Here is a 12,658-nt window from a genome sequence, read left to right on the forward strand (position 1 = left end):
TTAAAAATAAACTTATTGATATTTTTTGTGATTTATGTAACATTTTTCGCCATGAACAGATATTAACCATCAAACGAACAATGACTGTTTGATTTTTAATACTGATTTATTTAACTATAATAGTTTGATTACATAAGGATAAAAATACAAAAAATTTGCCTTTATAACCGCTAATGTAAAAGCAGATACTGTGCTGCATCAGCGCTGATGGACAGTGTTTTGTTATAGCGACATTGATAAGGAAATGCCTATAAGGCACACCAAAAGACCAGCACAAGAGCTGTTCGAATAAACCAGCATTAATTTATGCAACGTACTAACAAGGCACTGTTGCATAACAGGTTAAATTATCAATCGCTGACTGAAGTTAACGCAACGAATACTGGTAACCAGCCGTTGCATCTTTTTTTAGAGGTATTTTATTCGCTCCATTATTTAAACTTACGACTCTGGAGAAAATTGTGACTTTATGTACCAAAACGGCCCCCAAAATTTGGGGAATCATGACTAAACAATTAAACATAGACAACCATGCACTCAAAATGTCAGCTTGGAAAAATCATTGCGAATCTGCGTTAAATGATGCTTTAGTTTGCTCCTTGCATTATTGTGGATTGCTGTTTCGCTATTTGCGTCTAATTTATCGAAATCTTTTATCAATCATCCTAAATTTACTTCTTCTCTGCGGGTTATTACTGGCAACCCCATCATTAGCACAAACAGAGATGCCTTTAACAACATCAAATATTCGAACTTCTATCGGCCCTGTGGTTAAGGGGGGGGTATACAACTATGCGCCTTCCGTGATGTTGGATGGAGTATATCGGATGTGGTGGTGTGGTTCCGAACGCACTCATCCCGGTGACCATATTTTCTATGCCGAATCTCCATCTCTTGATGGCCCTTTCCGCGCACGTGGCGGTAGGGAGCCCTACCAGATTGTTTTTTCCCCTAACAAGGAAGCAAACGCATTCGATAAAGTCCATACTTGCGATCCCTCTGTCATACGGGTTAACGGTACATATTATATGTATTATGGTGGATGGGACAGCGTTCGCGTTGATGCTGAAGGTATAACAAAAATTGGCCTCGCAACAAGTAAATAACATTTCATAATTTTGCTACACATGGCCTTCTTCAACCCATTGTTATATATAGAATTATGAGTAGTATAAGATGTAGCGCTATTTTGGAATCTTATTTACTGACGGAATTAACTGGACACGTGCAAATAATGGCAATCCGATAATCTTACCCGCTAACAAGAAGCTAGATGGAAATCCTTATGGAGCAGGGCAACCATCCGTATCCTATCTTAATGGCATGTTTTACCTTATGTACACCGATACGACCGGAGCAAATTCCCTAGATAAAATTTACGGCGGCGGTGGACAATATGTCTTAAGATCTCCCGATCCAACCTTTCAAAGTGAAGTGGAAGAACTTACTCCCAATGGATTCATCACAAAAACGGAAGAGAATCACACCGGATACCGTCAAAACTATTGGGTAAGCGTCGATATGCAGTTTTCTGATGCACTCAATGCATGGATCGTAGCCCACAATGATGGCTCCAGACTATCTTTAAGCTTTTATCCTCCAGACTTTTCTACGAAAATCTACAATGATGTCCAGTTAAGTACCTCCACTGTAGAAGGTCCCGGTATTGTATCAAGACCTGATAAGCACTCAGTTGTCTCAAGTACCGGACAATGCAGTACCCTGCCAATCGATGTTATTAATGCGACTGCGCGTAATTTCCCTCGCAGGTCGCCTACAAACTTGGCACATATTGGTATCGACGTCAGTGCTGGAATGAGCTGTGAAAATATGCTTCCTAGCCAGGTCGCGAATATCTACGAAGGTTATGGAATTAAAGCAACCGATTTACCTTTAACATTTGTCGTATCTGGAACGCGTTTTCAAGCTAATTCCATTCGATTAATTCAGTTCTTAACGAAGAACTTCGTTGAAGTTACACCTGAGATTTTCCATGCCATTCCATATGGCGCTTCATTAAAAGTCGGCGCTCCCGTTATTGGTGCAACTGGACAACCTGCCGCGTTTCTTCTTGATTCCGTTAAATGGCCAGTAAATGGAATAAAGATCATCAGAGATAATAAATCATCTATTAAGATGGTTCCGTTAGCTGAATACGATTCCTATCCAACAAAATACCCACTCTACTTGGTGAAATAATCATTTCACCAGATGAATCAAGCACAGCAACTCTTTAATATGCTGAGTTTTCGATGCTACATCATAGTCGTAGACGCGACATTGGAGCGTTTACGACTATATACTGGCAATTATAACGCCACTATTTCAGTGCAATTTGAAATCCCAATCATATAACATCGTTGTAAAATCCTAATACATTATTACTATTTTTTTCTTCATGGATACAATTCAGATCCTTTTTAGATTGAAAAATCTGTATCAACCTCAATATCATGATCATAGAAAAAATTGTTATTGCGGCCACTTTTTCATTAAAAAAACTAACCAGTGCAATTGTTATGCCAAGAAGAATAAATGGTAATATCAATCTAATGGAAAGATAGTATTTAAAAGAATTGACATAGTCAGCTGGTTCACCGATTTTAAAAATGCTCATCATATTGTATGAAGGCCGGAATGTTGTTTTTAAGCATCCTGTTCCAGCCGCATCACATATAAATGAAATAATAATAATCAACCAAGTTGGTTACTTGAGTGATCATAGATATATCCTCCATTGCTATTTATGTGTAATACAAAATTGGAATTTGTATTACACATAAATATTGTAAGGCTTTTGTTAACTGTCAAGTTATCACTGTATTTAAATGTTAATTTATATTCAACATACAAATGGTCGTGGTTATCGTTATATGAAACTATTACCCGTAATCATTAATACCGTTCTCTATAGCAATTACTAATAAAAATAAAATGGTAGCAGTATTACGGGGACTTATTCACCGAAAAACAGCTTCCCGAATAACCTCCAGCGAAGCAGGGTTTTCAATCAGAGAAATATCACCAGGCTCACGCCCTTCACATATTGCCTGCATAGTTCGACGCAACATTTTTCCTGAACGAGTCTTGGGAAGCTGAGATACGAAATACACCCGCGCCGGGCGACCCACATTACCAATTTGTTTGTTCACCAAGTCCATCAGGGTCTTTTCCAGAGAGGAATAATGTTCAGCATTCTGGATTTCCCTTCCATCCTTGAGAACGACAAAGGCAACTGCGGCTTGCCCCTTGATGGCATCCTTGATACCAATAACAGCCACTTCGGCGACATCTTCATGGGCAGCAATACATTCTTCTATCTCCCGCGTTCCCAATCGGTGTCCCGCAACATTAATCACATCATCCGAACGTCCCAAAATAAAATAATAGCCATCACTGTCACGGATACCCCAATCGAATGTGGAATAAACAGGCTGGTCGAAATGACGCCAATAGGTATTGATGAAACGTGTATCGTCACCATAGATAGTTTGAATGCAACCTGGAGGTAAAGGCCCTTCAACAACCAGCAAACCTTTTTCGTTATCGCCACACTCCTCGCCAGTCAGTTCATTGATGAGTTTGACATGAAAGCCATACACCGGGAAGCCAGGGCTGCCAAACCGGCCCGGCCTGTCATCCAGAGCCCGGGCGATAGCCATAATTGGCCAGCCCGTTTCGGTCTGCCAGTAATTATCAATGACAGGAGTATTGATCGTTTCGGTAATCCAGCGGGCGGTATGCTCATCAAGCGGTTCTCCCGCCAAATACAACGACTTAAGTGATGAAATATCGTATTGTGTAATAGATTCAACCGGATATTTTTTCAGTACCCGGATCGCCGTAGGTGCTGAAAACATTCGTGTTACCTGATATTTTTCCACTATCTGCCACCAAATGCCGGCATCCGGCCGTATGGGCAACCCTTCATACATAATTGTCGCCATTCCCGCGATCAAAGGGGCATAGGCAATATAAGAATGCCCCACGACCCAACCAATATCTGACGTACAAAAAAACACTTCACCCGCTTTACCACCAAAAATGATATCCATAGAGGTTGCCAGTGCGACAGCATAACCTCCGACATCACGCTGTACTCCCTTTGGGGTGCCCGTCGTGCCGGAGGTATAGAGCACGCAGGAGGTTTCATTCGATTCCAGCCAGGTCACAGGAACGTCAGCATAAAGATACTCCTGCCGCAATGTCGCAAAATCAACATCTCTTTCCGGCAGCCAAACCATGTCAGCCATCCTGCGATTGACTATCAACACATGGCAAGGTTTGTGGTTCGCCAGTTCAATGGCTTCATCCAACAACAGTTTGTAAGGAATAACTTTTCCACCGCGAGATCCCGCATCCGCAGACACTATCAGCACAGGTTCGGCATTATCCAACCGTGTAGCGAGGCTCTGGGCAGCAAAACCACCAAAAACAACTGAGTGAACTGCGCCGATACGGGCACAAGCGAGCAAAACAAACAGCGCTTCGGCAATCATCGGCATATAAACCAAAACCCTGTCGCCTTTTTTAACGCCCAGAGAAAGCATCATGGCCGCTGTTCTGTTCACTTCCTGATGTAATTCCCTGAAAGTGAATACTTTCTCACTATTCGTTTCTGTTGAAATCGCGATAAGTGCTTTGGTATCAGGCTGGCTTTCCAGCCAGCGATCCAGTGCGTTGTAACACAGGTTGGTTTTTCCCCCGCAAAACCAGCGGGCAAAGGGAGGGTTACTGTGATCCAGAACCCGTTCAAAAGGTTGTTGCCAGAAAATGCGTTTAGCCTGTTCAGCCCAGAAAGAGTTGGGATCATCAATGGATTGCTGATAAAAAGTTTTGAATAACATAATCTCTCCTGGTACTGCGTAAAATGATAGAGCAGCACTCAGGGAGAGCGACCGCCGATGGCATTTCAGATTAGATAACGTACAAATCAAGGTATTCGTTTACCGGCATGTTTTCCAGTAGCTGATGGTCAAGGGAAACAGACAGAATTTTCCTCTGTTGTGTTTCAGGAAACTGGCGTGCCAGGTTGGTTCTGAATTTTTTCAGCAATAATGGTATGCCTTCTTGGCGGCGGCGAGCATGGCCGATAGGGAATTCGACTTTGACTTCATCAAGCTGGCTGCCATCTGTAAATGTAACGGTTAATGCGTTAGCAATAGAGCGTTTTCCCGGATCGTGGTAATCACGGGTAAAATTGACATCTTCAACACACACCATTTTTTCCCGTAGTGCATCAATACGGGGATCTACCGCAACGCTATCTTCATAATCCGCAGCGGTGAGACGGCCAAAGATCAAAGGAACCGCAACCATATACTGAATACAGTGGTCTCTGTCCGCAGGGTTGTTTAACGGGCCTTGCTTATCAATAATCCGAATACAGGCTTCATGAGTACGAATAGTGATTTTTGCGATGTCATTGATGGTCTTGCCAGCGTCTTTCAGTTGTTGATGCAAGCTTATTGCCGCTTCCACAGCCGTTTGTGCATGAAATTCCGCCGGGAAAGCGATCTTGAACAATACATTTTCCATCACATAAGAACCATATGCACGCTGGAATTTGAAAGGCTGGCCATTGAACAGGACATCATAGAATCCCCAGGTTTTTGCGGTTAACACAGAGGGATATCCCATCTCACCTTTCTGCGCCATGAGAGCCAGACGAACAGCTCGGGATGTCGCATCACCCGCCGCCCAGGATTTACGTGAACCAGTATTGGGGGAATGGCGGTAAGTTCTCAGCGACTGCCCATCAACCCAGGCAAGTGATACCGCACTCAGGACCTCTTCCCGGCTCAACCCCAGCATGTCAGCCACGACAGCGGTCGAAGCCACTTTTACCAGAACGACGTGATCCAACCCGACTTTATTAAACGCATTCTCCAGTGCAAGGCATCCCTGAATTTCATGTGCTTTGATCATGCCCATTAAAACGGCTTTGATCGTGAGCGGCTTCTTGCCACAAGCAACGGCATTTCTTGATAGCCAGTCAGCCACCGCCAGTATGCCACCAAGGTTATCGGACGGATGTCCCCATTCAGCCGCCAGCCATGTGTCATTAAAATCCAGCCACCGAATCATCGTACCAATGTTAAACGCCGCCTGTACGGGATCAAGCTGGAACTGTGTTCCCGGTATACGCACACCATTAGGCACAACCGTCCCCGGTACAATAGGCCCCAGCAGTTTTTTACAGGCCGGGTATTCCAACGCCTCCAGCCCACAGCCTAGCGTATCCAGAAAACAGTAATAGGCCGTTTCATGGGCGATGGATGATGTGATGGGGTATGCCATGACATAATCCACGATATCCACAATCACCTGATCATATTCAGGACGGTTGTTTACAACAGAGGTAGACATAATAATTCCTTGTTAAAAAAACATGAATGCAGGAGACACCGCACCGAAAATAACGTTATCCACGCTCACCAATTGGCGTAAGTACCCGATTTTCCGGCCCGGTATAATTGGCCGAGGGACGGATAATTTTGTTATCAATACGTTGTTCAATGATGTGAGCAGCCCATCCTGATGTGCGGGCAATCACAAACAGCGGTGTAAACATCGCCGTCGGTATACCCATCATGTGATAGGAAACAGCAGAGAACCAATCAAGGTTCGGGAACATTTTTTTGTTAGCCCACATTACAGATTCCAGTCGATCCGCAATATCAAACATTTTGGTTGTTCCTGCCTCTTTGGAAAGTTGCAGAGCCACATTTTTAATCACTTTGTGACGGGGATCTGAAATGGTGTAAACCGGATGACCAAAGCCGATAATGACCTCTTTTCTTGCCAGACGCGCCAGGATATCTGTCTCTGCTTCATCAGGATTTTCATAACGCTGTTGAATTTCAAAAGAGACTTCGTTTGCTCCACCGTGTTTTGGCCCTCTCAGTGCACCAATCGCCCCGATAATGGCGGAGTAGATATCCGTGCCGGTTCCTGCGATAACCCGGCTGGTAAATGTCGAGGCGTTAAACTCATGTTCGGCATAAAGGATAAGGGATATGTGCATAGCTTCTTCCCATGATTCACTGGGTTTTTTACCATGCAGGAGATGAAGAAAATGCCCGCCTATCGACTCATCATCGGTTTCTACCTCAATACGGCGTCCGTTGTGGCTATAGTGATACCAGTAGAGCAATATGGAGCTAAGAGAGGCCAGTAATTTGTCAGCAATATCACGTGCACCCGCAAGATTGTGATCGTCTTTTTCAGGCAATGTGCAGCCAAGAACGGAGACACCTGTACGCATGACATCCATCGGATGAGCGGCGGCGGGCAATGTTTCCAGTGCTGCCTTGACGCTACCCGGCAAACCTCGCAGTGCGTTTAGCTTCGTTTTATAGGCGGCCAGTTCAGCGCGGGAAGGCAATTTTTCGTGGATCAACAGGTGAGCAACTTCTTCAAATTCACACTGGGTTGCAAGATCAAGAATATCGTAGCCACGGTAATGCAGATCGTTGCCGGTTTTCCCAACTGTACAGAGTGCGGTGTTACCTGCATTGACCCCCGAAAGGGCAACAGATTTTTTAGGCTTGAAAGCAGTTGATTCAGTAATCGTATTCTGTTCGCTCATTGGTATCACCTCTACTGTTTTTTATGCCATATAACGTGATGAAATTAGGTGGAACTGTGTCCGTCATTGAGATTTTTTCCGGGAGAAAAGCGCATCCAGTTTTTGTTCAAAATCGTAGTAGTTGATGCTTTCGTATAGCTCGTTGCGAGTCTGCATTATGCTGATCACATTTTTTTGTGTTCCTTCGCGGCGAAGTGTAGTGTAAACCTGCTCGGCTGCCTTATTCATTGCCCGGAAAGCAGAAAGCGGGTAAAGCGCAATGGAAACATCCACACTTTTCAATTCTTCGACAGTGAACAATGGCGTCGCACCAAATTCAGTGATGTTGGCGAGTATTGGTACCCCGGTTGTTGACGCAAATATTTTATACATGTGCAATTGTGTGATCGCCTCAGGAAACAGCATGTCTGCCCCGGCTTCAATATAGGCTTTAGCCCTGTCAAGGGCCGCTTCCAAACCTTCAACAGCCAAGGCATCAGTACGTGCCATAATGACGAAGTTCTTATCAATACGAGCATCGATTGCGGCCTTAATGCGATCAACCATTTCCTCTTTGGATACAATCTCTTTATTCGGGCGATGACCGCAACGCTTCGCACCGACCTGATCCTCAATATGCAACCCCGCAGCGCCGGCTTTAATCATTGAGCGCACGGTGCGGGCCACATTAAAGGCTGAAGAACCAAAACCGATATCAGCATCCACGAGCAATGGTAAATCGCAGACGTCCGTGATACGGCGAATATCTGTCAGCACATCGTCCAGCGTTGAAATTCCCAGATCAGGCATACCTAATGAACCCGCCGATACACCGCCACCAGAAAGATAAATGGCTTTATAGCCCGCCCGTTTCGCCAGCAACGCATGGTTGGCATTGATGGTGCCAACTATCTGTAATGGAGATTCAGCTTCTATAGCCTGACGAAGTGCCAAACCGGCAGAGGAAAGCGGCATACATAACCTCATTGTTATTAGAATGAAATATATTTGTTATAAAGCAATGTGTGTGCCAACCAAGTAAAAAATGGCTAATAAATTTAAAAATAAAGATAGAATTGAAATTAATATATTGTTTTTAAATAAAAAATAACATTAAGCACATTGGTTAATCTTGCAGGAAAGCATCATTGATACAAAAATGTTCTTGTTTCATAATGAATCAATTTTGTTTCAAAAAACATAATTGAAACATTTTTGAAACATAGAATTGTTCTGGTGGGGAAAACAAAAACAGCACACAATATTAGGAGAATAGAATGGCAGAAACATCATCAGCAGGGCGTGATAACAGAGACAAACCGATCATTTGGACGGTATCCATTTCCCGCCTTTTTGATCTATTCCGTGACATCACGCCGGAGTTCGATCATCAGGCGAATATCACGCCTATCCAACTTGGCTTTGAAAATGCGGTTCAGCATATTCGTAAACGGCTGACAATCGAGCGTTGTGATGCAGTGATCTGTGCCGGCTCTAATGGTGCCTATCTGAAAAGCCGTTTATCAGTGCCTGTTATCATTGCAGAGGCCAGTGGATTTGATTTTATGCAGGCATTGGCCCGTGCACGACAAATCAGTTCCCGCATTGGTGTTATCGCCTATCAGAATACATTGCCTGCACTGGAAGAATTTCAGCAACGGTTCAACTTACGTATTGAGCAGCGTAGCTACATCACGGAAGAAGATGCTCGGGCTCAGATCAATGCATTAAAAGCCATCGGTATTAAAGTCATTGTTGGTGCTGGGTTGATTACCGATCTCGCCTATGAGGCTGAACTTGTCGGCGTCTTTGTCTATTCTGCGGATTCTATTCGCCGGGCATTCCATGATGCACTGGATATCGCCAGAATGACCAAGCTCAACCAAATTTCAATTTCTGCCTATCCAATACAGGAAACCTTGCGCACCCGCCACACCCTCAATGATATCCGGGGAAATTCAGCCGTGATGGAGCACGTGCGCAACACCATCATGTTATATGCCCGCTCACCTGCCACGGTTCTGATACAGGGGGAAAGCGGTACAGGGAAAGAGCTGGTGGCACAAGCCATTCACCATGAATATGCTCTCCGGTATGGTCCGGTTGCAGGTAAACATCAGCGCCCGTTTGTCGCCGTTAACTGTGGTGCCATTGCTGAATCCCTGCTGGAAGCTGAATTGTTTGGTTATGAGGAAGGGGCTTTCACCGGCTCACAGCGTGGAGGACGGGCAGGTCTTTTTGAAGTTGCCCATCGGGGCACACTATTTCTGGATGAAATTGGTGAAATGCCACTGCCTCTTCAGACGCGGTTATTGAGAGTACTGGAAGAAAAATCTGTCGTCAGAGTGGGAGGACATCGCCCCATTGCCGTTGATGTTCGGATCATTTGCGCCACACATTGCGATTTGGATACCTGGGTTCAGGAAAGGCATTTTCGGACCGATCTGTTCTATCGCCTGAGTGTATTGCGGATCAATATTCCCGCTCTCAGAGAAAGGGGCAACGATATTGGTACATTGGCGCTGGAATATCTGCGACGGGCGTTTGCCGCATTGAATTTGCCGGTATCGCAGTCAAGAGTACAAGAGCTTTCTGCTTGTCAGGAGGCATTGCAAACTTATCATTGGCCCGGTAATGTCCGGGAACTGCGTAATCTCATGGAGCGAATCGCGTTATACCTCAGCGCCCATACTGAGCATATATTGACACCTGAATTGATATTGGCTCTTTCACCGGAGCGCCAACCTGCACTCAAGCTGATAGAAAAAAGTACAAGGCCCTCTCTGGCGCTGCAATCTTCATTTGTTACCCCACCTTCAGCTCATGAAACCCTGAAACGATTTTCCGGCAATCGCCATGCGGCTGCGGAACATCTGGGGATCAGCCGTACTACGTTGTGGCGACGATTGAAACAGGAAATGGCAGAGAATGAAGGAACGGATGTTGACGAAAAAGTGATTTAAAGCGTTGTTTTGAAGTGCTTACGGTAATCCTGTGGAGTACTGCCGAACGTCCGGAAGAAACTGCGGCATATTCTGTTTTAAGGACAGACAATTCAGAAGCACGTAGATTCAGACTCGTTTTTTAGCAAAAACCGCCGTAAACCCTTGCCCAGTGCGAGGGTGTCGCAAAAGGTCATGTTATCCATTAAAATCTGCGCTCTTCCTTTAGGCGCAGCTCTTTTATGACCTTATTCATTCGAAAACGGGAACCGTCTGCTTACACCAAACGTCAGTTTGTCAAAGCTCAGCACTTACCTGTATTGGATGGCTCCCTTTCCCTTTCTGATTATCTCAGGCAAATGGGGGAGCGTTGCGCATTTATTGTTGCTGACATTCTTGATGAGCAAGATTGGGGCCCCTTTGAACGCCATTATGCTTCGACAGGGAGAGCCCCTTATTCTCCACGCTCCATGATGGGGATCCTGCTTTATGGGATCATGAAAGGACACTGCTCGCTCAGAGAACTTGAACGACTTGCGCGTTTAGATTTAGGCTGTATTTTTGTCAGCCAGGGAATTACGCCCGATCATGCCAGTCTTGGGCGTTTTATTTATCAGCACCAATCCGTCCTGACGGGACCATTTTTTAAGGCACTGACCTTATCCATTTTGCACCGCAGTCGTTCGGACGGCTCGTGCCTGGCCGGTGACGGGACAGTGATAGAGGCGGCCTGTTCTCATTACCACCTTTTAACTCAGGAAGCGATTTCACGTGAAAAAAATACTCTCACGGCTACCCCTGCCACAGCGCAGACAGAAAAACGCATAAAGCAATTGGAACAGGGAGCCAACGTATTACGGCGCCGACAAGAAAATCGCGAAAAAAAAGGAAGGATGCCAGCCAACTGCGTATCAATCCAACAGAACCCGACGCCGTCGTCCAGAAACTCAAGCGGGGAAGGGGATTTTCAACTTCCTATAAACCGTCTGTTGTTGACTAAAACAGACGTATTATCGTCGCTCAAACGGTCGATCCCTCCAGTGAAACCCAAGTGATGGCCGCGTTATTGGCGCAGAATCTCACTATCTCGGGAGGTCACCCGGAAAAGCTGTTATTGGATGCCGGTTATTTCCATGACGATGTGATTGCTGAGGCGCAGAAACATCAGATCTTGCTGTTTTGTGCAGAAAATTCAGACCGACAGCGTGCACGAAAAATCTATCCCAAATCATTATTTACTTATGATGCTGAGCAAAATTGCTATATTTGTCCTGCCCATCATCAATTGTCCCTGCAAAGTACAGTGAAAGCCGCTGAAAAAACGCGGACCTATCGGGTTTATAGCGCTGACAATTGTGCCGGATGCCCGAAGAAAGCGGGCTGCACAAAGGCTAAAGGAGGAAGAAAAATAAAACGTTATCCGGAAGATGAAGGGCGGGAGACACTTCGTTTGCATATGGCCCGACCGGAGTCAAAACAGATATTGAGTCAACGGAAGAGCCTGGTAGAACCGGTATTTTCGGCATTACAAATAACAGGCTGCCCAAAGTCAGTGATTGAATTTAACTTGATGCTTGAAAAAGTGACCTCAACCCTTTTGCGACACCCTCTTTAGGAAGGGGAGGATGTCAAATAGATAACCAAAAGTAGCAAAATCGGTCACTATCCTGGCAAAACCTATCTGACTGTCACCTTCATACAATCTGTGCTCAATGGAACAACGCACCGTATCAATATCAATACCTCCTGCCCAACTGGAACGTGTCAGGAACTGGTGAATCGCAGTAATATCAAGTAACCGATTATCAGTAGAAATCCGATACGATTGTTTTTCCCAAATCAGTGGTTTCTGCATATTTTACTCCTCGAAGAAAATAAAACGTTAACTTGTTTGCGTTTGTTTCACAATGACATTCTGACAGGAAAAAGACTAAATAAATCCTACTTCAATTACAGCAATCATTAAATAAATCAGCTACAGCATGTCCAGTTTATTTGCCGTGGTATTCAGGGAATAGCCTGCTACTGAATTACCTATTATTGATGGAATTCGGTTAAGTCATTCAGCAATGAAATATTGTGAAAAACCTGATTTTTTTAAACTAAAAATCTGGTATATTTCTGCACTTATTAGTCGAATCCGCCC

The 12,658-nt window shown here is 44.7% G+C and carries 10 protein-coding genes; 5 read left to right on the top strand and 5 right to left on the bottom strand.

Features of this window, described 5'->3' with window-relative positions:
- Positions 1-503 precede the first annotated feature (503 nt).
- Both VY86_RS24850 and VY86_RS22630 read left to right on the top strand, forming a co-directional pair.
- Positions 504-1,106: a glycoside hydrolase family protein gene (locus VY86_RS24850; protein WP_158019965.1), complete on the top strand. Its 603-nt coding sequence runs from the start codon at positions 504-506 to the stop codon at positions 1,104-1,106.
- A gap of 229 nt (positions 1,107-1,335) precedes the next feature.
- The gene (locus VY86_RS22630; protein ID WP_158019966.1) at positions 1,336-2,199 is read left to right on the top strand and encodes a hypothetical protein; all 864 of its coding nucleotides are present in this window, start codon (positions 1,336-1,338) and stop codon (positions 2,197-2,199) included.
- A 761-nt stretch (positions 2,200-2,960) separates the two neighbouring features.
- Here VY86_RS22630 and VY86_RS14115 read toward each other — a convergent pair.
- From VY86_RS14115 to prpB, 4 genes are all read right to left on the bottom strand, one after another.
- Entirely contained in the window at positions 2,961-4,847 is a 1,887-nt protein-coding gene (locus VY86_RS14115; RefSeq protein WP_046975408.1) for a propionate--CoA ligase, read from the bottom strand.
- Positions 4,848-4,917: 70 nt separating this feature from the next.
- Complete coding sequence (locus VY86_RS14120; RefSeq protein WP_046975409.1) at positions 4,918-6,369, bottom strand: bifunctional 2-methylcitrate dehydratase/aconitate hydratase; 1,452 nt, start codon at positions 6,367-6,369, stop codon at positions 4,918-4,920.
- Positions 6,370-6,424: 55 nt separating this feature from the next.
- The gene (gene prpC / locus VY86_RS14125; RefSeq protein WP_046975410.1) at positions 6,425-7,591 is read right to left on the bottom strand and encodes a bifunctional 2-methylcitrate synthase/citrate synthase; all 1,167 of its coding nucleotides are present in this window, start codon (positions 7,589-7,591) and stop codon (positions 6,425-6,427) included.
- Positions 7,592-7,654: 63 nt separating this feature from the next.
- On the bottom strand, positions 7,655-8,545 hold the full coding sequence (gene prpB / locus VY86_RS14130) for a methylisocitrate lyase (RefSeq protein ID WP_046975411.1): 891 nt from the start codon (positions 8,543-8,545) through the stop codon (positions 7,655-7,657).
- Positions 8,546-8,847: 302 nt separating this feature from the next.
- On the opposite strand from prpB, the gene prpR reads away from it, so the two are divergent.
- The 3 genes from prpR (at position 8,848) to VY86_RS14145 (ending at position 12,127) form a co-directional block, all read left to right on the top strand.
- A complete protein-coding gene (gene prpR, locus VY86_RS14135) occupies positions 8,848-10,533 on the top strand; it encodes a propionate catabolism operon regulatory protein PrpR (protein WP_046975412.1) in 1,686 nt (561 codons plus the stop codon).
- Between the two features lie 221 nt (positions 10,534-10,754).
- Entirely contained in the window at positions 10,755-11,567 is an 813-nt protein-coding gene (locus VY86_RS25935) for a transposase (protein WP_238591478.1), read from the top strand.
- Positions 11,567-12,127, top strand: a complete 561-nt coding sequence (locus VY86_RS14145) for a transposase (protein ID WP_046975413.1) — start codon at positions 11,567-11,569, stop codon at positions 12,125-12,127. The genes VY86_RS25935 and VY86_RS14145 overlap by 1 nt, the downstream gene beginning before the upstream one ends.
- Here VY86_RS14145 and VY86_RS14150 read toward each other — a convergent pair.
- Entirely contained in the window at positions 12,101-12,367 is a 267-nt protein-coding gene (locus tag VY86_RS14150) for a hypothetical protein (RefSeq protein WP_046976894.1), read from the bottom strand. The two genes, VY86_RS14145 and VY86_RS14150, sit on opposite strands and share 27 nt — an antisense overlap.
- Between the last annotated feature and the right edge of the window lie 291 nt (positions 12,368-12,658).

The organism is Photorhabdus thracensis, from assembly GCF_001010285.1.
In the GTDB taxonomy this organism is placed as follows: domain Bacteria; phylum Pseudomonadota; class Gammaproteobacteria; order Enterobacterales; family Enterobacteriaceae; genus Photorhabdus; species Photorhabdus temperata.